Annotated in this window: 17 protein-coding genes and 4 tRNA genes; 10 read left to right on the top strand and 11 right to left on the bottom strand. The window is 71.6% G+C overall.

The features are described from left to right. Positions 1–33: 33 nt before the first annotated feature. A complete protein-coding gene (locus D3A60_RS08845; RefSeq protein ID WP_157981440.1) occupies positions 34–1,053 on the bottom strand; it encodes an acyltransferase family protein in 1,020 nt (339 codons plus the stop codon). A 186-nt stretch (positions 1,054–1,239) separates the two neighbouring features. Between D3A60_RS08845 and D3A60_RS08850 the strand changes: the two genes are divergently transcribed. From D3A60_RS08850 to D3A60_RS08860, 3 genes are all read left to right on the top strand, one after another. Next, positions 1,240–2,418 carry a glycosyltransferase gene (locus D3A60_RS08850; protein ID WP_196778697.1) on the top strand — a complete coding sequence of 393 codons (1,179 nt, stop codon included), beginning with the start codon at positions 1,240–1,242 and terminating at the stop codon, positions 2,416–2,418. A 68-nt stretch (positions 2,419–2,486) separates the two neighbouring features. Then, on the top strand, positions 2,487–4,478 hold the full coding sequence (gene asnB, locus D3A60_RS08855; RefSeq protein WP_119718316.1) for an asparagine synthase (glutamine-hydrolyzing): 1,992 nt from the start codon (positions 2,487–2,489) through the stop codon (positions 4,476–4,478). Positions 4,479–4,494: 16 nt separating this feature from the next. Then, a complete protein-coding gene (locus D3A60_RS08860; protein ID WP_119718317.1) occupies positions 4,495–5,424 on the top strand; it encodes a class I SAM-dependent methyltransferase in 930 nt (309 codons plus the stop codon). Between the two features lie 21 nt (positions 5,425–5,445). Here the strand turns inward: D3A60_RS08860 and D3A60_RS08865 are convergent, their stop codons facing one another. Next, on the bottom strand, positions 5,446–6,693 hold the full coding sequence (locus tag D3A60_RS08865) for a PQQ-dependent sugar dehydrogenase (protein ID WP_119718318.1): 1,248 nt from the start codon (positions 6,691–6,693) through the stop codon (positions 5,446–5,448). Between the two features lie 169 nt (positions 6,694–6,862). Between D3A60_RS08865 and D3A60_RS08870 the strand changes: the two genes are divergently transcribed. Genes D3A60_RS08870 through D3A60_RS08885 form a run of 4 tightly spaced genes read left to right on the top strand, consistent with a single transcriptional unit; the run spans position 6,863 to position 10,681 of the window. Next, on the top strand, positions 6,863–7,111 hold the full coding sequence (locus D3A60_RS08870) for an acyl carrier protein (protein WP_119718319.1): 249 nt from the start codon (positions 6,863–6,865) through the stop codon (positions 7,109–7,111). A gap of 8 nt (positions 7,112–7,119) precedes the next feature. Beyond that, complete coding sequence (locus D3A60_RS08875) at positions 7,120–8,619, top strand: class I adenylate-forming enzyme family protein (protein ID WP_119718320.1); 1,500 nt, start codon at positions 7,120–7,122, stop codon at positions 8,617–8,619. A gap of 11 nt (positions 8,620–8,630) precedes the next feature. Then, positions 8,631–9,626: an NAD(+) synthase gene (gene nadE, locus D3A60_RS08880; RefSeq protein WP_119718321.1), complete on the top strand. Its 996-nt coding sequence runs from the start codon at positions 8,631–8,633 to the stop codon at positions 9,624–9,626. Continuing rightward, positions 9,623–10,681 carry a GNAT family N-acetyltransferase gene (locus D3A60_RS08885; RefSeq protein WP_119718322.1) on the top strand — a complete coding sequence of 353 codons (1,059 nt, stop codon included), beginning with the start codon at positions 9,623–9,625 and terminating at the stop codon, positions 10,679–10,681. The genes nadE and D3A60_RS08885 overlap by 4 nt, the downstream gene beginning before the upstream one ends. Before the next feature lie 30 nt (positions 10,682–10,711). Here D3A60_RS08885 and D3A60_RS08890 read toward each other — a convergent pair whose 3' ends face one another. Then, complete coding sequence (locus D3A60_RS08890) at positions 10,712–11,731, bottom strand: polysaccharide deacetylase family protein (protein WP_157981441.1); 1,020 nt, start codon at positions 11,729–11,731, stop codon at positions 10,712–10,714. Here D3A60_RS08890 and D3A60_RS08895 point away from each other — a divergent pair. Then, complete coding sequence (locus D3A60_RS08895) at positions 11,730–12,656, top strand: glycosyltransferase family 2 protein (RefSeq protein WP_119718324.1); 927 nt, start codon at positions 11,730–11,732, stop codon at positions 12,654–12,656. The genes D3A60_RS08890 and D3A60_RS08895 overlap by 2 nt on opposite strands. A 34-nt stretch (positions 12,657–12,690) precedes the next feature. On the opposite strand, the gene D3A60_RS08900 is transcribed toward D3A60_RS08895, so the two are convergent. Beyond that, the gene (locus D3A60_RS08900) at positions 12,691–14,085 is read right to left on the bottom strand and encodes a TIGR03013 family XrtA/PEP-CTERM system glycosyltransferase (protein ID WP_119718325.1); all 1,395 of its coding nucleotides are present in this window, start codon (positions 14,083–14,085) and stop codon (positions 12,691–12,693) included. Positions 14,086–14,500: 415 nt separating this feature from the next. Here D3A60_RS08900 and D3A60_RS08905 point away from each other — a divergent pair. Both D3A60_RS08905 and arsC read left to right on the top strand, forming a co-directional pair. After that, positions 14,501–14,575: transfer RNA gene (locus D3A60_RS08905), tRNA-Val, on the top strand. Positions 14,576–14,651: 76 nt separating this feature from the next. After that, positions 14,652–15,008 carry an arsenate reductase (glutaredoxin) gene (gene arsC / locus D3A60_RS08910; RefSeq protein ID WP_119718326.1) on the top strand — a complete coding sequence of 119 codons (357 nt, stop codon included), beginning with the start codon at positions 14,652–14,654 and terminating at the stop codon, positions 15,006–15,008. Between the two features lie 15 nt (positions 15,009–15,023). Here arsC and D3A60_RS08915 read toward each other — a convergent pair whose 3' ends face one another. The 7 genes from D3A60_RS08915 to D3A60_RS08945 all read right to left on the bottom strand — a co-directional run bounded on the left by D3A60_RS08915 (position 15,024) and on the right by D3A60_RS08945 (position 20,489). Beyond that, on the bottom strand, positions 15,024–16,649 hold the full coding sequence (locus tag D3A60_RS08915; protein ID WP_407062765.1) for an FMN-binding glutamate synthase family protein: 1,626 nt from the start codon (positions 16,647–16,649) through the stop codon (positions 15,024–15,026). Between the two features lie 193 nt (positions 16,650–16,842). Beyond that, positions 16,843–16,929 (bottom strand) — tRNA-Leu (locus D3A60_RS08920). Between the two features lie 93 nt (positions 16,930–17,022). After that, positions 17,023–17,096 (bottom strand) — tRNA-Cys (locus D3A60_RS08925). Positions 17,097–17,197: 101 nt separating this feature from the next. After that, positions 17,198–17,273 (bottom strand) — tRNA-Gly (locus tag D3A60_RS08930). 153 nt (positions 17,274–17,426) lie between these two features. Further along, positions 17,427–18,002, bottom strand: coding sequence for a CDP-diacylglycerol--glycerol-3-phosphate 3-phosphatidyltransferase (gene pgsA / locus D3A60_RS08935; protein ID WP_119718328.1), 576 nt, complete (start codon positions 18,000–18,002; stop codon positions 17,427–17,429). Then, positions 17,999–19,885, bottom strand: a complete 1,887-nt coding sequence (gene uvrC, locus D3A60_RS08940; RefSeq protein WP_119718329.1) for an excinuclease ABC subunit UvrC — start codon at positions 19,883–19,885, stop codon at positions 17,999–18,001. The genes pgsA and uvrC overlap by 4 nt, the downstream gene beginning before the upstream one ends. A gap of 115 nt (positions 19,886–20,000) precedes the next feature. Then, positions 20,001–20,489 carry a low molecular weight protein-tyrosine-phosphatase gene (locus D3A60_RS08945; RefSeq protein WP_119718330.1) on the bottom strand — a complete coding sequence of 163 codons (489 nt, stop codon included), beginning with the start codon at positions 20,487–20,489 and terminating at the stop codon, positions 20,001–20,003. Between the last annotated feature and the right edge of the window lie 4 nt (positions 20,490–20,493).

Raw genomic sequence — 20,493 nt, forward strand, 5'->3', positions numbered from 1 at the left:
ACTCCAGGGTTCAACGCACCGGCCCGCTCCGGCTCACGCATCGGCCCCCGAGGCTGCGGGTTCCAGCGCGGTCCGTGACCGCGCCTGCCACGATGTACGGATCAGCTGCAGCGCCGGGCGCTCGACCAGCCGGTTCAATGCGGTCGCCAGCCCGAACATCACCGCGACCGTCAGTACCACCGCGAGCACCGGGGCCACGCCGTGGTGCTCGAGCCAGTGGATCAGCACGAACCCGATCGACTGGTGCAGCAGGTACAGCGCGTACGAGATCGCGCCCAGCCACGCCAGCGGCGCCAGCCGCAGCCAGCGCAGCCGGCCGGCGACGAACAGGGCGAAGATCGCCGTGCACACGGCGGCGACGAGGAAGTACTTGGGCGGGTATGCCACCGCGATGGCCAGCAGGCACAGGCCGAGCATCGCGACGTCACGACGGTCCTGCCCGTCGGTGGCGTGCAGCCGGTAGAACAGGATCCCGATCGCGAAGAACGGGATGTGGCGCAGGATCAGCACCTCGCGCGCCAGGTACGAGAAGTGCAGCCCGAGCTTGGTGCACAGCCCGTACGCGACCGCCAGCGCCAGCCAACCGGCGATGATCAGCCGGATCCGCTTCAGCTGGCCCAGCGCGAACCACGCCAGCATCTGCGCGTAGAACAGCAGCTCGACCTCGAGCGTCCAGTACGAACCGTCGAGCTGCTCGGCGCCGAGCAGGTCCTGCACCATCGTCAGGTCCAGCAGCAGGTCGCGCAGCGGCAGGCGCTGGCCCGGCAGGCCGATGGTGTAGACCACGGCCGCGGTGACGGCCATTGCCGCCCAGTACGCCGGGAACAGCCGCGAGAAGCGCGAGACGACGAAATCCATGGCCGTGCGCGTGCGCTGCAGGGTCATGAAGATCACGAACCCGCTGATCAGGAAGAACAGGTGCACGCCGTAGTTGCCGACCGGAAAGCCGACGCCCAGCGGCTGCACGTGGCCGACCTGTGCTTCGTAGTGCGTCGTGTAGTGGAACGCCACGACCGCCAGCGCCGCCAAGCCGCGCAGCGCGTCCAGTTCCACCACCCTTCCCGCCGATGACTGCATGCCCGACACGCGCCCCACCCGACCCCGACGCCGCGCCGGCGCCCATGCCGCGATACAACGCGGGGCCGCATCCAATCCGGGCATCCCTCGCGCGGGTGAACCCGAACCGTTAAGCCCGCACCCGGGGTACCTTTCGTGCCGACGCATCCGGGAGGGCGGCGCGTGCGGATCCTGGTGGTGACCTCGCAGTTCCCGATCGCCGGCGAGCCGACCCGCGGCCGGCCGATCCACCAGACCGTGCGCGAACTGTCGCAGCTGGCCGAGGTCCGCGTGGTCAGCCCGGTGGCCCGCTACCCGGCGTGGGCGCAGCCGCGCAGCTACCTGTTCCGCAGCGCCGAGCCGCTCGCCGTCGAGGGCTGCGAAGTCGAGTACGTCGCCTACCCCGCGCTGCCGGTGGTCTCGCGCCCGTTCAACGGGGCGCTGTGCGCCCGCGCGATCGCCGGACCGATGGCGCGCTTCGCCCCGGACGTGGTGCTGTCGTACTGGCTCTACCCCGACGCGTACGGGGCGATGCACGCGGCCGAACGACAGGGGCTGCCGTGGGTGGCCGGCGCGCGCGGCTCGGACATCCGCGTGCGCGATCCGCTGAGCCGGCACCTGACCCGGCGCGTCGTCGCACGCGCGCACCGGCTGCTGGTCGTCAGCGACGACCTGCGCCGGCTCGCGATCGCGCAGTACGGCGCCGATCCGGCCCGCACCCATGCGATTCCGAACGGCTGCAACGCCGCGATCTTCCACCCAGCCGACCGCGCCGCGGCGCGCCAGCAGCTCGGGATTCCGGCCGACGCCCAGCTGGTGCTCTATGTCGGCCGGCTGGTGCCGGAGAAGGGCCTGCGCGAGCTGTTCGACGCGGCCGACGCGATGGCCGCCACCCACCCGGACCTGCAGCTCGCGCTGGTCGGCGACGGTCCGATGCGCGGCGAGCTTGAACAGCGCGCCGCCAGCGCCGCGCTCCCGGTCCTGCTCCCGGGGGCGCAATCGGCCACCGACGTGGCCACGTGGATGAGCGCGGCGGACGTCGTCACCCTGCCGAGCTATTCGGAAGGCCACCCGAACGTGCTCGTCGAAGCCCTCGCGTGCGGGCGCCCGGTGGTCGCCACCGACGTCGGCGGCATCCCGGAGGTGGTCGATGCCGGCTGCGGCGAGCTCGTCCCTCCGCGCGATGCCCACGCGCTCGCGCTCGCGCTCGGCAGCGTGCTGTCGCGGTCGTGGGATGCGAACGCGCTCGCGGCGCGCTTTTCGCGCGACTGGCGCAGCGTCGCGCGCGAGACGCTGCGCGTCTGCGAGGACGCGCGGGCGCGCCCCGCTGGCCGTCTGGCGGCCTCCTCCACGTTCTCCTGAGTCGATCGGCCGGTACGCCGCGCCGACACGCGGCCACCGGCCGCACGAACCCAGGGAGCGGTACGAACGTGTGTGGAATCGCCGGCTTCACAGGACCCGACGTCGCGCCCGACCGCGCGCGCCCGCTGCTGGAGCGGATGATCCGCACGCTGGCCCACCGCGGCCCGGACGGTTACGGCTTCCATACCGAGCCGGGCATCGGCCTGGCCCACGCGCGCCTGTCGATCATCGACCTGGCCACCGGCGACCAGCCGATCCACAACCCGCGCCGCACCGTGTGGACAGTGTTCAACGGCGAGATCTTCAACTTCGTCGAGCTGCGCGACGCGCTCGAGGCCGACGGCGCCGTGTTCTACACGCGCTCGGACACCGAGGTCATCGTCCACCTGTACGACCGCTACGGCGACGCGTTCGTCGAGCACCTCAACGGCCAGTTCGCGATTGCGCTGTGGGACGGCGAGCGCCGCCGGCTGGTGCTCGCCCGCGACCGCGCCGGCATCCGCCCGCTGTACTTCACCCGCGAGGGCGGCCGCACGTGGTTCGCGTCCGAGGTCAAGGCGCTGCAGGCGGTCGTGCCGCAGACGGCGACGCTGGACCCGCTCGGCATCGCGCAGACGCTGACCTACTGGGCGCCCGCCGATCCGGACACGGTGTACGCCGGCGTGCGCAGCCTGCCGCCGGGCTGCGTGATGGCGATCGAGGCCGACGGCCGCGAACACACGCACCGTTACTGGGACTGGGAGTTCCCCGACGCGGCGGACACGTCGCCCGCGACCTTCCGCAGCGTCGAGCACGCCGCCGCCGAGCTGCGCGAACTGCTGATCGACGCAGTGCGCCTGCAGCTGCGCGCCGACGTGCCGGTCGGCGCGTACCTCAGCGGCGGATTGGACTCGTCGGGCATCGTCGCGCTGATCCGCGGATTCACTGACACGCCGGTGCGCACGTTCTCGGTCGCGTTCGAGGACGCCGAGTTCGACGAGAGCGCGCACCAGCAGCAGATGGTGCGGCATCTCGGCACCGAGCACACGACCCTGCACTGCACCGCGCGCGACATCGGCGAGGCGTTTCCGCGCTTCGTCCGACACGCCGAGGTGCCGGTGCTGCGCACCGCGCCGGTGCCGCTGATGCTGCTGGCCGGCGACGTGCGCCGCGCCGGCTACAAGGTCGTGCTGACCGGCGAAGGCGCCGACGAGGTGTTCGGCGGCTACGACCTGTTCAAGGAAGCCAAGGTCCGCCGGTTCTGGGCGCGCCAGCCGGATTCGACGTGGCGCCCGCGCCTGCTCGAACGCCTGTACGGCTACCTCGGCAACTCGCCGGTGCGCAGCCCGGCGTTCGCGCAGTCGTTCTTCGGCCAGGGCCGCGAGTACCTCGACCGCCCGGTGTTCGCGCACGTGCCGCGCTGGACCACATCGATGCGCGCGCTCGGACTGCTGTCGCCGGACGTCCGTGCGCAGCTGCGCGACTGGAACCCGTTCGACGCCTACGAGGCGACGCTGCCGGCCGGGATCATGGGCTGGAGCCCGATCGCGCGCGACCAGTACGTCGAAGCGAAGTCGCTGCTGGCCGGATACCTGCTGGCCGCGCAGGGCGACCGCGTGGCGATGGCCAACTCGATCGAGGGCCGTTTCCCATACCTGGACCACCGCCTGATCGAATTCGCCGCCAAGCTCCCGCCGAGCTACAAGATCCGCGGCCTCGACGAAAAATACCTGCTCCGCCGCGCGCTCGTCGGCCTGCTGCCGGCCGACATCCTGCAGCGGACCAAGCAGCCGTACCGCGCGCCGGACAGCCGCAGCTTCTTCGTCGACGGCGCGCCGCTGGACTACGTCGCCGAGCTGATGGGCGCCGACGCGCTGCGCGAGGCCGGCCTGTTCGACGCCGCCGCGGTCGGCCGACTGTTCGACAAGTGCCGGAGCGGGCGCGCGACCGGCTTCGCCGACAACCAGGCCTTCGTCGGCGTGCTGTCGACGATGCTGCTGCACCGCCAACTGCGCGACCGCGCCTCGCCCGCCGACGGCCCTGCCGTCGCGGCCGCGGTGCCGGCGCTGGCCGTCGCCTGACCGGGGCCGCGCGACGATGCATTGGCAGCTCAAGGGACTGGTGCAGAAAGTGGTCGGCGCGATGCCGGCCGGCGTGACCCTCAACTACTGGCTGCAGCGGCGCTTCGGCGGGCTGCGCGATTTCCCCGGCGAGTTCGCCAGCAAGGTCGAGGACTGGACCATCATGACCCGGCACCTGCGCGATGCCGGGCGTTCGCTGACCGGTGCGCGGCTGCTGGAAATCGGCACCGGCTGGTACCCGACGTTTCCGCTGGCCTGCTACCTCGCCGGGGCGCGGCAGGTCAGCACGTTCGACCTCAACCGCCACCTGAAGCCGGAGCTGACGCGCGCGTGCATCGCGCTGCTCGGCGAGCATCTGCCCACCATCGCCGCCGAAGCGGGCGAGCCGCTGGCCGAGGTCGAGCGCCGCTACGCCGTCCTGGCCGCACACCCCGATCCGGCCGGCGACCCGACCGGCGCCACCGGCGGCGTCGTCCACTACCGCGCGCCGGCGGACGCCACGCGCACCGGGCTGCCGGCCGCGAGCGTCGACGTGGTGTTCTCCAACAGCGTGCTCGAGCACGTGCCGCCGGACGTGATCCGCGCGCTGTACGACGAGAGCCGCCGGGTGCTGTCACCGGGCGGGCTGATGTTCCACTCGGTCAACTGCGGCGACCACTACGCCTACGTCGACCGCCGGATCAACCAGCTCAACTACCTCCGGTACCCCGACCGCGCCTGGGCGTTCTGGAACAACCGGCTGCTGTACCAGAACCGCCTGCGCGCCCACCGGTTCGTCGACGACGCCGTCGACGCGGGCTTCGACATCGTGCTGAACACCGCGAATGCGCGGCCCGAGCGCCTGCAGCAGCTGCGCGCGCTGAAGATCGCCCCGCAGTTCGCCGCGATCGCGCCGGAGCAGCTGTGCATCACCAGCGTCGACTTCATCGGCCGCGTGCCGGCCTGATCGCCTGCCGCTGCGGTCCGGTCAGCGCGCGGCCGCCTCGTCCCTGGCCGCCTTGTCCGGCGCCGCCCGGTGAGTCGCCGCCCCATCCACCACGGCCGCGGCCACCGGACCGAGCCGCAGCACCTTGCCGTCGGGCGCATCGGCATCGACCAGCAGGTACAGCGCGCGGTCCGGGCCCTCGCGCACGTCGCGGATGCGCTGCTTGCGCTCGCCGAGCAGGCGCTCCTCGCCGACGATGCGGTCGCCGTCGAGTTCGAGCCGGATCAGCTCGTGCGTGGCCAGCGCGCCGAGGAACAGGTTGCCGCGCCACTGCGGCAGGGCCTCGCCGGTGTAGAACGCCATCCCGCTGAGGCCCGGCGACACCGGCCACACGTGGTGCGGTGCCTCCATGCCGTCGGCGCTGGCGCCGACCGAGCCGGGCACCGCCGATCCGCTGTAGTCCTTGCCGTGGGTGATCACCGGCCAGCCGTAGTTGCGCCCGGCGTCGGGGATGTTCAGCTCGTCGCCGCCCATCGGCCCGTGCTCGCTGGTCCACAGCCGCCGCGTGACCGGGTGCAGCGCTGCACCCTGCATGTTGCGGTGGCCGTACGACCAGATTTCCGGCCGGGCGTCGTTGCCGACGAACGGGTTGTCGTCGGGCACGCCGCCGTCGGCGCGGATGCGCACGAGCTTGCCCTGCAGCTTGTCGAGCTGTTGCGCGGTCTCGGCCACGCGGTTGTCGCCCTGCGTCACCCACAGCAGGCCGCCGTCACCGAACACCAGCCGCGAACCGACGTGCGTGCCGCTCGACAGCTTCGGTTCCTGCCGGTAGATCACCTCCACCGACTCGAGCGCGTCGTCGCCCAGTCGCCCGCGCAGCACCGCGGTGCCGGCCTTGTTGCCGCGCAGGCTGGGCTCGGCGAACGACAGGTAGACGAGGCCATCGCGGGCGAAGTCGGGCGAAACGGCGACGTCGAGCAGGCCGGCCTGGCCGTCGACGAAGATCGACGGCAGGCCGCCCAGCGGCGCCGACACCGCGCCGTCGCGGATGCGGCGCAGGCGGCCCGGCCGCTCGGTGACCAGCATCGAGCCGTCGGGCAGGAAGGCCAGGCTCCACGGGCGGTCCAGCCCGGTCACGACCTCGGTCAGCGCGACCGCTCCGAGCCGCGTCGCCACCTCCACCGGTGCCGTCGCGACCACGGTCGGCGCGGCGGCCGGCGCCGGCGGCGGCGCGTGGCGTTCGCAGCCGGCGGCGCATGCCGCGATGAGGATCCAGCCTGCCAGTCGCATGAACGGACTCCATTGGTTGGATGCGCGCGATGGTAGCGAAACCCCGGCGCGCCAGCGGTGCGCGGGTTACTCCGCGCGCGTGGGTGCTGTCCTGCAAACGCAGCCCGCCGCGTTTATCAGCCATGGGAGCGCGGCACCGTCCGCGCGTACAGGAATCGGGGCACGGACCATGGACCAGCGCAAGCAGATCAAGAGCTACATCCTCACCAACTTCCTGTTCTCGGACGACGACAGCGCCATCGCCGACGGCGATTCGCTGATCCGCAATGGGGTCATCGATTCCACCGGCTTCGCCGAACTGGTCTTCCATCTCGAGGACGTGTTCGCGTTCTCAGTGACCGACGAGGAAATGATCCCGGCGAACTTCGATTCGATCGATTCGATCGACGCGTTCGTGGCGCGCAAGCGCGCCGGCTGAGCGGCGGCATGGCCACCCTGGCCTCCCGGGTTGCGCAGGTCGTCGCCGACGGCGCCGACCGCATCGCGATTGCCGACGGCGAACGGCGCTGCAGCTACGGCCAATTCTGGGCGCAGGCGCGCACGCTCGCCGCGCAGTTGCGGTCGGCCGGGCTGACGCCGGGCGACCGGGTCGCGATCGTGCTGCCGAACCGGATCGAAGCGGCCACCGCGGTGTACGGCACCTGGCTGGCCGGGGGCGTGGCCGTGCCGCTGAACGCACAGGCGCGCGCACGCGACTTCGCCCCGTGGCTGCGGCACTGCGACGCGCGCGTGATCGTTCACGAACACGACAACGTCGACGTCGCCAAGGCGCTGCAGGCCCTCGACGCGCCGCCGCACGCGATCGCGCTCGAGGCCGACAGCGGCTTCGTCGACCGGCTCGGCGACAGCCACGGCGTGCGCACCCCGGACGACCCGGCCGCCGTCGCGCTGATCCTCTACACGTCCGGCACCACGGGCGCGCCGAAGGGCGTCACGCTGAGCCACGGCAACCTGCTCGCGAACGCCGAGGCGGTGGTCGGCTACCTCGGTCTCGGGCCCGACGACAGCGTGCTCGACGTGCTCCCGTTCTACTACGCGTACGGCGCGTCGGTGCTGCACACGCACCTGATGTGCGGCGCGCGCGTCGTGTTGGCGCCGAGCATGCTGTTCCCACACCTGGTCGTCGACGCGCTGCGGCGCGAACGGGTGACTGGCTTTTCGGCGGTACCGTCGACATTTGCGCTGCTGCTCGACCGAGGCCATCTCGACGCGCTCAAGGCACCGGCGCTGCGCTACCTGACCCAAGCCGGCGGCGCGATGAGCCCGGCGCTGACCCGTCGCGTGCGCGACGCCCTGCCCGGGCCGCGGCTGTTCGTGATGTACGGGCAGACCGAAGCCACGTCGCGGCTGACCTACCTGTCGCCCGAGCGGCTCGACGACAAGCCGGGCTCGGTGGGGCGGGCGCTCACCGGCGTCGAGATCGCGGTGCTGCGCGAAGACGGACGACCCGCTTCGATCGACGAAGAAGGCGAAGTCTGCGCGCGCGGGCCCAACGTCATGCTCGGCTACTGGCACAGCCCCGACGCGACCGCCGCCGCGCTGCGCGACGGCTGGCTGCACACCGGCGACCTTGGCCGGCTCGACGCCGACGGCGACCTGTTCTTGGCCGGCCGGCGCAGCGACATGATCAAGACCGGCGCGCACCGGGTGAACCCGGCCGACGTCGAGGAAGCCATCGCCGAGCTGCCGTGGGTGATCGAGGCGGCCGTCGTCGGCATCGACGACGCGGTCCTCGGCCAGGTCATCATGGCGTGCGTCGTGGTCAGCGACCTGCCCGACCGCGCCGACGATCGCATCCGCGCGCACTGCCGCGCCCAGCTGGCGCCGTACAAGGTGCCCAAGTTCGTCCAGTTCATCGATGCCCTGCCGCGCACCGCGTCCGGCAAGGTTCGCCGCATCCAGTTGACGGAAACCCAACTCCCATGAGCGCCGTTCCCATGCCCCCGTCCCGCCCGTTCGACCGCACCGTCCTCGACCTCGACTACGCCGCCGCGGCCGACCGCATCTGCGAGCGCCTGCGCGAGATCACCGCGCGCCAGCTGCACCGTCGCGGGCTTGTGGTGGCGATTTCCGGCGGCATCGACAGCTCGGTCAGCTGCGCGCTGGCCGTGCGCGCGCTCGGGCCCGAGAGGGTGTTCACCCTGATCCTGCCTGAGCGCGACTCATCCGATGACAGCGCCCAGCGGGCGCACATCCTCGCCGAGCACCTCGGCGTGCGCACCGAGACCGTCGACATCGCGCCGGCGCTGGAGGCGATCGGCTGCTACCGCGCGCGCGACGCCGCGGTGCGCGCGACCCTGCCCGAGTACGGCGACGGCTGGCGGTTCAAGATCGTCATCGACGGCGGGCTCGAGGGGCGCTTCAACCGGTTCAAGCTCGTCGCCGAGGACCCGTCCGGCGAGACGGTCGTGCGCAACCTCGGCCTCAACGAGTACCTGACCATCGTCGCGGCGACCAACTTCAAGCAGCGCCTGCGCAAGACGCTCGAGTACTTCCACGCCGACCGGCTGAACTATGCCGTGGTCGGCACGCCGAACCGGCTCGAGTACGACCAGGGGTTTTTCGTCAAGAACGGCGACGGCTCGGCCGACGTCAAGCCGATTGCGCACCTGTACAAGTCGCAGGTCTACGGCATGGCGCGGTTCCTCGGCCTGCCCGCGCGCGTGTGCGACGCCACGCCGACCACCGACACCTACAGCCTCAGCCAGGGCCAGGACGAGTTCTACTTCGCCCTGCCGTACGCGCAGATGGACCTGGCGCTGTGGGCGCTGAACCACGACGTGCCGGCCGCGGAGCTGGCGCGCGAGCTCGGCATCACCGAGTCGCAGGCGCAGGGCGTCTACGACGACATCGCGAACAAACGCCGCACGACGCGCTACCTGCACGCCGCGCCGGTGCTGGTCGAGCCGGTGACGGAGCTCGCGCACGCATGAACGCGGCGGCCCCGCCGCCCACCTACTCGATCCACGAGGGCAACGCCCTGCTGGACCGCAGTTCGGTGCTGGCGATCTGGGACGGCAGCCTCGGCCAGGCCGAGCGCATGCGCGCCAAGTACGACTGGTTCTACCTGCACGCGCCCGGCGGCCCGCCGCTGATGCAGCTGCTGCGCCACGAGCCCGACGAGAGTTGGGTTGGCACCTGCGCGGCCGGCCGGCGCCGCATGCTCTGGCGCGGACGCGAGATCCAGGCGGGCGTGCTCGTCGACCTCGCCGTCAGCGCCGCGCACCGCTCGCTCGGACCGGCGCTGATGCTGCAGCAGCGCCTGATCGCCGCGGCCCGGAGCGAACTCGACGTGCTGTACGGGTTCCCCAACCCGAAGGCCGCGCCGGTGTTCAAGCGCATCGGCTACCGCCCGTTCGGCGACCTGGTCCGCTTCGCCCGCGTGCTGCGGCACCGCCGCTACCTCGAGCTGCGCCTGCCCCCATGGCTGGCGGCTCCTGCCGGCGCGTTGCTCGATGCCGCGTTCGCGCTGCGCGACGGCGTGCGACGCTGGACCGGTCCGGCGCTGCGGTCGCGCTGGAGCGCAGAGGCCGATCCGCGCATGGACACGCTGTGGAACGCCTCCGCGCCCGAGGACGCGCTGACCGCGGTGCGCGACGCGCGCCACGTGCGCTGGCGCTTCGACCACGCGCCGATCGCGACCACCCGACACCTGCTCGTGACCGACCGCGACGACCGCCACCTGCTGGCCTGGTTCGCGACGCAGGTCGAAGGCGACGCGCTGCTGGTCCGCGACTTCTGGTCCGAGGACGCCTCCGCTGCGGTCGGCATGCACTACGTCGACGCGCTGCTGCAGGCCGCGCGCAAGGCCGGCCACGCCTCGGTGTCTGTCGAGATCGCCGCGCGCGAGTCGCGCCTGGCCACGTGGCGCGCCCGCGGCTTCGTCCTGCGCAGCCGTCGCACCGTGTTCGGCATGCAGCGCGACGAGGCGGACCACCCGATTGCCCACGACGACCTCTACCTGACCGCCGCCGACGAAGACGAGTAGCCGCGGCGGGAACCGGACCCCAGTGGCTCCTCACGCGAGGACGCGTCGCTCCTTGCGGAACAGGTACAGCGCCAGTCGCTCCGGCCGGAAATGACCCGCCGCGTCGGCGATCGTCCGCGTGTCGAAGCCGGTCCGCCCAAGCAGCCAGCCGGGTCGCGGCGCGACCGGATTCAGCACCGGCACGCTGGTGAACGCCAGCGCATAGCCGGATGCGCGCGCGCGTTCGGCGATCGCACGGTCGTGCGCCCCGTGCGGGAACGACAGCGTGTCGCCGGCGGGCGCGTCGGCGCCGAGGTGCGCCGCCAGCGCGGTGCGTGCGCCGACCAGTTCGCTGTCGAGGTCGGGCGCCCGCGTCATCGGCGTGTGGGTCTTGCCGTGCAGGCCGAGCGCCACGCCGTGTGCCTGGAGGCGGCGCAGGTCGTGGGCGTCGACCATGTGCTGGAGCCCGTCGTCCAGCTGCGCCGCAAACGCACCCAGCAGGCGATCGCGCGCAGCCACGTCGAGGGCCTCGATGCGCGCGATGACGGCCCGCAGGGCGCCCTCGTCGCTGCCCGTTTCACTGGCGTCCACGCCCAGCGCCCGGAGCTCGGCGACCAGGTCGTCCACGCCGATCGCCCCGCGCCGCCAGGCCGCGTAGATGCGCTCCTGGTAGAACGGCTGCCGCGCGCCGACCGCGTCGGCCACGACGAACAGCAGCGCCGGCAGGCCCGCCTGCCGAAGCGCCGGCAGCGCGTACTGGGCGTTGTCGGACCAGCCGTCGTCGAAGGTGATCAGCAGCGGCCGCGGCGGCAGCGGCGTGCCGTCCCGGCGGGCGCGCAGCACCTCGTCGGCCGACACCACGCTGTAGTGGCGCCGCAGGAATGCGAGCGAGCGCGCGAACAGGTCGACCGACAGCGTGTAGTCCGGATCGCAGGTGCCCCATCGTGCGTCTCGCGGGTCGAGCACGCGGTGGAACATCACCACGGTCAGCTGGTGGCGGTTGCGCAGGCGGTGGTACAGCCCGAGTGCGCCGCTAGAATAGAGCGCACGCTTGGCAAGGTCAGACAGCATGGCGCAGCCCATCGAAGTGTCGGTGATCATTCCGACGTACAACCGTCGGGACCTGCTGCCGCAGGCGCTGGATTCGGTGATTGCGCAGACGCGCCAGGCCGACGAGGTCATCGTCATCGACGACGGCTCCCGCGACGGCACGGGCGACATGCTCGAGGAGCGCTACCGCCCGCAGCTGGGCGAGCGCCTGCGCTACGTGTGGCAGGCGAACACCGGCGTATCCGGCGCGCGCAACCACGGCATGCGGCTGGCGCGCGGCCGCTACTTCGCGCTGCTGGACAGCGACGACGTGTGGCTGCCGGAGAAGACCGCCCGCCAGGTCGACTGGCTGCAGGCGCGCCCCGACTACGGCATGTGCCTGTGCGACGTCGCCCGCGTGGACGAGACTGGGCGCCCGATCGACGTGTTCCACCGCCGCGACGTCATCGCCGAGGACGGCTGGATCCTGCGCTGGGTATTGCACAACCCCTCGCTGGTGCCGGCCTCGGTGATGATGCGCCGCGAAGTGTTCGACGACGTCGGCGGGTTCGACGAATCGCTGCGCACCGCCGAGGACATCGACTACCACCTGCGGATCGCGCGGCGCTGGCCGATCGGAGTGGTGGCCGAGCCCCTCGTCCGCGCCATGCGCGGCCACGAGGGACTCTCGGCCACCAGCAGCACCTACGACGACTACGTCGCCGTGATGGAGCGCGCCGTGCGGGACGCGGCCGGCGCGGTCGACGACGCCGAACGCCATCACGCGCTCGCCTCCGCGTACATCCGCAACGCCCGCGGCATGCTGCTGCGGGGCCGCTGGCGCGACGGCGCGCGACTGGCCGCGCGGGCCTGGGCCACCAGCCCCCACGCGCAGGTGCGACGCGGCGTGCTGGCGCTGGTGCCGTTTGCCGCCCGCCGCGCCGTGCGCAGCGCGATGCCGGGGTGACGCGGGTCGTTCTGCAGGCACCGCACGCTCCCGGTCAACGCGAACCGCGCTGGAACAGGACCACTTCGACCGTCTGCATCAGGATCATCAGGTCGAACACGAGGCCGTGGTTCTTGACGTAGAACAGGTCGAACTTGAGCTTCTCTTCGGCATCGCGGACCGACGCCCCGTACGGGTAGCGCACCTGCGCCCAGCCCGTGAGCCCCGGCTTGATGCTGTGGCGGACGTTGTAGTAGCGCACTTCCTGCGCCAGCATGCCGACGAACTGGGGGCGCTCCGGGCGCGGGCCGACGAAGCTCATCTCGCCGCGCAGCACGTTGAACAGCTGCGGCAGCTCGTCCAGGCGCGTGCGCCGGATGAACCGGCCCACGCGGGTGCTGCGGTCGTCGCCGACGGTCGCCCAGCGCGCCACGCCGTCGGACTCGGCATCCACACGCATGCTGCGGAACTTGACCAGTTCGAACTCCTCGCCGAACTCGCCGACGCGGCACTGTCGGTAGAGCATCGGGCCGGGCGACTCGAGCTTCACGCAGACCGCCACGATCAGCATCACCGGCCAGGCCATCAGCAGCAGCAGGCTGGCCGCGGCGAGATCGAAGAAGCGTTTGCTGAGCCGCCGCGGCAGCGAATGGTCGAAGCCGCCGGAAAACACTAGCCACGACGGGTCGGCGATGCTGAGCGTGACGACGCCCGCCTCGCGCTCGAAGAACGACGACAGGTCGGTGACCTGGATGCCGCGCTGGGCGCAGATCAGCATTTCCTCCATCGGCATCGCGCCGCGGCGCTCGTCCGGGGCGACGACGATCTCGGCGACGTTCAGCGACTCGGCCAGCGCCGCGAGCCCGTCGATCGGCTGCCTGATCAGGTGCGCGTCGACGGTCACCGGCTGCGTGCCGATCGGGACGAAGCCGACGATCGCGAACGCGCTGCGGTCGCTGGTGCGCCGCAGCCGCTCGTTGATCAGGTTGGCGTTGCCGCCAGCGCCGAGGACCAGGATGCGGCGCTTGAACGCCTCGCTGCGCACCATCCGCTGGGCCAGCACCCGGATGGCGACAATGGCCACCATCGACAGGCCCAGCGCCATCGCGAGCACGCCGCGTCCGATGTAGGCCGGCGGGAACGCGTAGTACACGACCAGCAGCGCGCTGCCGCCGAACGCGAACGACAGCCCGACGCGCAGCAGCAGGTCCGCCAGCCGGTAGCGCAGCGTGGACTGGTACAGCCCGAACAGCGACATCGCCGTGGTCAGGGCCGCCGCAACCAGCAGCGCGCGCAGTGCCGCCGTCTCGAGGAAGGCCGTGTGTCCTTCCGGGTCTTCGAGGAAGCGCAGGTTCGCCGCGGCGGTGACCGCCAGGACGATCAGCACCAGGTCGATGCACAGCAGCACGCGCATCGGCGTGAGCCAGCGATTGGTCTTGCCGCGCTTCATCGTGCCGCCACTCCCGGACCGGACTCGGAGTCGCCGCGCAGGGGGCACGGTGTCCACGCGCAGGCGCTAAGCCCCGCGCCGCGAAGTGCCGGCATGGCGGATCCCCGATCACCGCCCGAGGGCGGCCTGTGCAGCAGTTAACGCAGCGTCACGCACCGGGCGGCCACGTGTCGCCCCGAAAGCCACGCACTGGCCGGGGCGCAGACCATCGCATCGCCTCGCGCACGTCCGCGCCGTCCCGCGCGCGCGGCCACGGCCCCGCGCGGCGAGCCGTCCGCGCTGGTCAACGCCGCCGGCTTTGCTGTACACTTCGCCGCCGCAGCGCCGGGTCAAGGCGCCGCGACCGCGGCCCACGTGGCATGCGGCACCGACGGTTCGACGCGTCCCGCGCGGGACGTGAACCGACGGAAACCCCGGGCGGTTAGCTCAGCGGTAGAGCATTGCCTTCACACGGCAAGGGTCGCAGGTTCGAACCCTGCACCGCCCACCAGTTCGATCGAAGGCCGGCCCAGCGCCGGCCTTTTTCGTTCCGGGACCGCGACCGGAACCGACCTGCGGAGCGCGCGATGACCCCGTCCCGACTGTTCCACAACCCGCGCTGCTCGAAGTCGCGCGAGGCGCTCGCCCTGCTCGAGGCCCGCGGCGTCCAACCGGTGGTCGTCCCGTACCTGGAGCAGCCGCCGTCGGCGGCGGAACTGCGCGAACTGCTCGTGCTGCTCGGGCGGCCGGTGCGCGACCTCCTGCGCCGGGGCGAGCCGGAGTTCGACGCGCTCGGGCTGGACGACCCCGCGCTGACCGACGACGCGCTGATCGACGCGATGGCGGCGCATCCGCGGCTGATCGAGCGTCCCATCTTCGTCTTCGGCGGTCGCGCGGTGATCGGCCGACCGCCCGAGCGCGTGCTGGAACTGCTGCCCCCCTAGCCCGCGCCGGGCGCGCTACAGCGACTTGCTGTCGGCCCTGGCCCGCATGCGCGGCGGCGGCGCGAACGCGTCGCTGCGGGCCTCGCGCCAGTACGAACGGAACACCGCGTGGTCCGGCACCGTGTCGCCCAGCAGGTCGCCGGGCTCGAGGAACCGGTACAGCGCCGCGAGCGAGCGCACCTCGGTCGGCGAGACCCGGCGCAGGATGTGCTCCGGCCCGAGCTGGCCCGGGTGTTCGAGGCCGGCCGCGCACAGCAGGTCGCGCAGCGCCTTCAGCGTGTTCTGGTGGAACTGGGCCACGCGGGCCGCCTTGTCCGGCACGTCGAGCTTGCGCCAGCGCGACGCGTCCTGCGTGGCCAAGCCGGTCGGGCAGCGGTCGGTGTGGCAGCTCTGGGCCTGGATGCAGCCGATCGCGAACATGAAGCCGCGCGCCGCATTGCACCAGTCCGCGCCCATGGCCAGCGTGCGCGCGATGTCGAACGCGCTGGTGATCCGCCCGGCGGCGCCGATCCGGATGCGGTCCCGCAGCCCGAGACCCACGAGGGTGTTGTGCACGAGCATCAGCGCTTCGTGCATTGGCACGCCGACGTGGTCGATGAATTCCGCCGGCGCGGCGCCCGTGCCGCCCTCGGCGCCGTCCACGACGATGAAGTCCGGCAGCACGTCGGTTTCCTGCATGGCCTTGGCGATGCCGAACCACTCCCACGGGTGGCCGATCGCGAGCTTGAACCCGGTCGGCTTGCCGCCCGACAGCTCGCGCAGCTGCGCGACGAAGTCGAGCAGCCCGCGCGGCGTGTCGAAGGCGCTGTGCCACGCCGGCGATACGCAGTCCTCGCCCATCGGCACGCCGCGGGTGGCGGCGATCTCGGCCGACACCTTCGCCGCCGGCAGGACGCCGCCGTGGCCCGGTTTGGCGCCCTGCGAGAGTTTCAGCTCGATCATCCGGACCTGCGGGTCGACGGCCGCGCGTGCGAAGCGCGCCGGATCGAATCGTCCTTGCGCGTCGCGACAGCCGAAATAGCCCGAGCCGATCTCCCACACGAGGTCGCCGCCGTGCTCGCGGTGGTACGGGGAGATCGAGCCCTCGCCGGTGTCGTGGTAGAAGCCGCCACGGCGCGCGCCGGCGTTGAGCGCGCGGATCGCATTGGGCGAGAGCGAGCCGAAGCTCATCGCCGAGATGTTGAACACGCTGGCGTCGTACGGTTGCGCCGCATCGGCACCGATGCGGATGCGGAAATCGTGCGAACGGTGCTCGCTCGGCCGCATCGAGTGGTTGATCCACTCGTAGTCGACGCCATAGACGTCCTGCAGCGAACCGAACGGGCGCACGTCGTTGATCGACTTGGCGCGCTGGTACACCAGCGCGCGCTGCTCGCGCGAGTACGGCACCTCGGCGGTGTCGGCCTCGATGAAGTACTGCCGCATCTCCGGACCGATCGACTCCAGTCCGAAGCGGAAATGGGCCAGCACCGGGTAGTTGCGCCGCAGCGTGCTGCGCGTCTGCAGCAGGTCGACCGTGCCGAGCAGCGCGACGGCGGCCGCCGGGACGAGCAGGAACAGCGCATCGGTGTCGACCAGCAGCCAGGCGGCAGCCAGCAGGGACAGGACCACGCTGGCCGCGTACACGGCGTAGCGGCTCACGGCCCCCGCTCCGGCGCGGTACCGCAAGGCGCCCGATGCGCCGGTCGACCCGTCACCTGCGACCACGAGGCCACGCGCCGCCGCGGAATGCGCGGGGCGTGGAGCGGCTCGAATGGTGCGCATCGCATCTGGGGCATGACGTCCCTCGCCGGGCACGCGCGGAAGGCCGGCATGCGGTGGTCGCGACGACCGGTGGTGCCCGGGGCCGGACTCGAACCGGCATAGCCTTGCGGCTGGCGGATTTTAAGTCCGCTGCGGCTACCGATTTCGCCACCCGGGCCGAACGTCGTCGCGCCGCCACTTTACGCCACGGCGCCGGGTCCGCACGCAGGCAGCGAGGCAAAAAAAACCCCGCCGGAGCGGGGTCTGTAACTGGAGGCCGAGGTCGGAATTGAACCGGCGTACGCGGATTTGCAGTCCGCTGCATAACCACTCTGCCACCCGGCCGGTGACGCGTTGCGTGCAAGCATACCGCTTGCGCCAGGCGATGCGCACAGGTGCGATCGCCGGAAAAAACAAAACCCCGCGAGCGGGGCTTTGTTTGAAACTGGAGCGGGAAACGAGACTCGAACTCGCGACCCCGACCTTGGCAAGGTCGTGCTCTACCAACTGAGCTATTCCCGCAGAGGAACCGATATTTTAGGCATGGACGCGAATGTGTCAACACCTTTTGACCATCTCGACCGGGTTCCGCGGGGCTCGTGGCCATCGGTCCGGTCGACTTGCCACAGCGGGTCAGCTGCGGCGAGGACGGGCCAGCAGGCCCGTCGAACGACGCTATTTTAGCGGAGTACCTGCGTCCTCGCGCAAGGCCGGCCACGCCGCGCGAAGGTAGGCCAGCCCCGACCACAGCGTCAGCAATGCGGCCGCTGCCAGCAGCCACTCGCCGATCAGGAAGATGTTCAGGCCCATCAGCGGCTCCCGGTAAAGCAGGAAGGTCAGCGCCACCATCTGCACGATGGTCTTGATCTTGCCGATCGCCGCGACCTTGACCTTCGCGCGCTGCCCGAGTTCGGCCATCCACTCGCGCAGCGCCGACACGGCGATCTCGCGGCCGATGATGACCGCCGCCCACAGCGCCATCCACACCGTGTGGTGCTGCTGGACGGTGATGACCAGCGCGGTGGCGACCATCAGCTTGTCGGCGACCGGATCGAGGAATGCGCCGAAGTTGGAGTGCATGTTGTAGCGCCGCGCGATCCAGCCATCGAGCCAGTCGGTCGCCGAGGCGAACGCGAAGATCAGCGCTGCGGCGAAGTTGGTCCACTTGAACGGCAGGTAGAACACCAGCACCAGCACCGGGATCAGCACGATGCGCAGCAGCGTCAGTAGCGTGGGCACGGTCAACTTCATTCGTCGCTCCGCGCTGCGGTCATGTCGGGTCTGCTCATTCCGGGAGTATCGAGTCCGTGCAGCGTCGCGTAGATGCGCTCGGCGAGCGCCTGGTTGACGCCCTCGACCCGGGAGATCTCCTCGACCCCCGCCGCCTTGAGACCGCCCAGCCCCCCGAAGTGCCGCAACAGATTAGCGCGCCGGCGCGGGCCGATGCCGGGGATATCCTCCAGCCGGCTGCTGTTGCGCGCCTTCTGCCGTCGCCCGCGGTGACCAGTGATCGCGAACCGGTGCGCCTCGTCACGGACCTGCTGGACCAGCTGCAGCGCGGGCGACTCGGCCCCGGGGCGCACCGTTCGGCCGTCGGGAAGCAGCAGCTCCTCGTCGCCGGGGCGCCGGGCGGGCCCCTTCGCGACGCCCACCAGCGCCAGCCCGGCGACGCCGAGCGCATCGAGCGCGGCCCGGGCCTGCGCGACCTGGCCGGCGCCACCGTCGATCAGCAGCACGTCCGGCACCACCCCGCCCTCTTCGACCGCCTTGCGGAAGCGCCGTTCGATCGCCTGGTTCATTGCCGCGTAGTCGTCGCCGCCGGTGATCCCGGTGATGTTGTAGCGGCGGTACTGGCCACGCACCGGGCCGTCGGCATCGAACACCACGCACGAGGCGACCGTGGCCTCGCCCATCGTGTGGCTGATGTCGAAGCACTCGATGCGCGCGGCGAGCTCCGGCAGCCCGAGCAGGTCGCGCAGCGCCTCGGCCCGCAGCCGCTGGGCCGCGTGGCTGGTGCGCTCGGCGGCCAGCGCCACTGCGGCATTGCGCGCGGCCATGTCGACATAGCCGGCGCGTTCGCTGCGCACGCTGGTCTTGATCCGCACCTTGCGTTCGCCAGCGGCGGACAGCGCGTGCTCGAGCAGCTCGCGGTCGGGGATGTCGCGGTCGAGCACGATCTCCGCCGGCGGCACCTGCTCGCCGTAGTACTGCGAGACGAACGCGGCCAGCACTTCGTCGGCGCTGTCGCTGCCGTTGGTCTTCGGGAAGAACGACCGCGTGCCCAGGTTGCGGCCGTCGCGGAACGCGAGCAGCACCACGCACGCCGACACGCCCTCCATCGCGACGGCGAGGACGTCCAGGTCGGCCGCACGCCCGTCGACGTACTGGCGCGCCTGCATCGTCCGGATCGAACCGATCAGGTCGCGCAGGCGCGCGGCCTCCTCGAAGTCGAGGCGCTGGCTGGCCGACTCCATCGCGCGGCCGAGTTCGTCGGTCAGCTCGTCACTGCGGCCGTCGAGCAGCAGCGAGGCACGGCGCACCGCCTCAGCGTAGTCGCGCGCAGGCACCATGCCGACGCACGGCGCGCTGCAGCGTCCGATCTGGTGCTGCAGGCACGGTCGCGAGCGGTTGCGGAACACGCTGTCCTCGCAGCTGCGCAGCCGGAACAGCTTGTGGATCAGGTTCAGCGTCTCGCGCACCGCCCCGACGCTGGCGTACGGGCCGAAGTAGCGGCCGGGCACCGAGCGCGGCCCGCGGTGCATCGCGATCCGAGGCCACGGCTCCTGCGTCATCAGCACGTACGGGTAGCTCTTGTCGTCGCGCAGCAGCACGTTGTAGCGCGGCTTCAGCGACTTGATCAGCTGGTTCTCGAGGATCAGCGCCTCGGCCTCGGTGCGGGTGACCGTGACCTCCATCCGAACCGTGTGCGCCAGCATCGTGCCGATTCGCGGCGACTTCGGCGTCGCGTTGAAGTAGCTGGCGACGCGGTGCTTGAGCGCACTGGCCTTGCCGACATACAGCACGGCGTCGTCGGCGCCGATCATCCGGTACACGCCCGGCGCGGTGCTGAGGGTGCGGACGAAATCCTTGCCGTCGAACGGCGCGGCCGGGCCTGCGCCCTGGGATGCACTCATGCGCGCCTACCCACGCGGACGCGCGTGCCGGCGCGGAACGGCGCGGTGGGGCTTGGATACGAGGGCGCGTGCGGAGCGTGCATCGGCGAACGACATGGGGCCGAGTATGCCCCGGTCAAGGCGAGCGCCGCGGCGCGGCGGCCGATTCAGCCAGGAGGCGGGCCACGACGCCGTCGGCGGCGGCGTCGAGCAGCGCCCAGACCCGCTCGAACGCGCGTTCGTCACCGGTGTACGGATCGGGAACGTCGGCGGCAGCGATGCCCGCCCATACGAGCAGCCGCTCGGCGCGGGGATGACAGGACGGATCGATGCGACGACGCACCGCATCCAGGTTGTCGCCGTCGGCGCACAGCAGCCAGTCGAACCGCTCGCCGTCGGCCGCGACGAGCTCGCGGGCCCGCTGCCCGCCGATTTCGATGCCGTGCCGTCGAGCCGTCGAGATCGCGCGCCGATCCGGCGGCTGGCCCACGTGCCAGTCCCCGGTGCCGGCCGAATCGACGTCGACGCGGCCCCGCAGCGGCGACGCCTCGATCCGCGCGCGGATCAGGCCCTCCGCCATCGGCGACCGGCAGATGTTGCCGAGGCAGACGACCAGCAGCCGCATCGGC

Source organism: Cognatilysobacter tabacisoli (assembly GCF_003586305.1).
GTDB lineage: Bacteria > Pseudomonadota > Gammaproteobacteria > Xanthomonadales > Xanthomonadaceae > Cognatilysobacter_A > Cognatilysobacter_A tabacisoli.

What these genes read in the sequence shown, in the direction of transcription:
- D3A60_RS08860 (WP_119718317.1), top strand. Translation starts at nt 4,495, where the DNA reads ATGCATTGGCAGCTCAAGGGACTGGTGCAGAAAGTGGTCGGCGCGATG.
- D3A60_RS08865 (WP_119718318.1), bottom strand. Translation starts at nt 6,693, where the DNA reads ATGCGACTGGCAGGCTGGATCCTCATCGCGGCATGCGCCGCCGGCTGC.
- D3A60_RS08870 (WP_119718319.1), top strand. Translation starts at nt 6,863, where the DNA reads ATGGACCAGCGCAAGCAGATCAAGAGCTACATCCTCACCAACTTCCTG.
- D3A60_RS08875 (WP_119718320.1), top strand. Translation starts at nt 7,120, where the DNA reads ATGGCCACCCTGGCCTCCCGGGTTGCGCAGGTCGTCGCCGACGGCGCC.
- nadE (WP_119718321.1), top strand. Translation starts at nt 8,631, where the DNA reads ATGCCCCCGTCCCGCCCGTTCGACCGCACCGTCCTCGACCTCGACTAC.
- D3A60_RS08885 (WP_119718322.1), top strand. Translation starts at nt 9,623, where the DNA reads ATGAACGCGGCGGCCCCGCCGCCCACCTACTCGATCCACGAGGGCAAC.
- D3A60_RS08895 (WP_119718324.1), top strand. Translation starts at nt 11,730, where the DNA reads ATGGCGCAGCCCATCGAAGTGTCGGTGATCATTCCGACGTACAACCGT.
- D3A60_RS08890 (WP_157981441.1), bottom strand. Translation starts at nt 11,731, where the DNA reads ATGCTGTCTGACCTTGCCAAGCGTGCGCTCTATTCTAGCGGCGCACTC.
- D3A60_RS08900 (WP_119718325.1), bottom strand. Translation starts at nt 14,085, where the DNA reads ATGAAGCGCGGCAAGACCAATCGCTGGCTCACGCCGATGCGCGTGCTG.
- arsC (WP_119718326.1), top strand. Translation starts at nt 14,652, where the DNA reads ATGACCCCGTCCCGACTGTTCCACAACCCGCGCTGCTCGAAGTCGCGC.
- pgsA (WP_119718328.1), bottom strand. Translation starts at nt 18,002, where the DNA reads ATGAAGTTGACCGTGCCCACGCTACTGACGCTGCTGCGCATCGTGCTG.
- uvrC (WP_119718329.1), bottom strand. Translation starts at nt 19,885, where the DNA reads ATGAGTGCATCCCAGGGCGCAGGCCCGGCCGCGCCGTTCGACGGCAAG.
- D3A60_RS08945 (WP_119718330.1), bottom strand. Translation starts at nt 20,489, where the DNA reads ATGCGGCTGCTGGTCGTCTGCCTCGGCAACATCTGCCGGTCGCCGATG.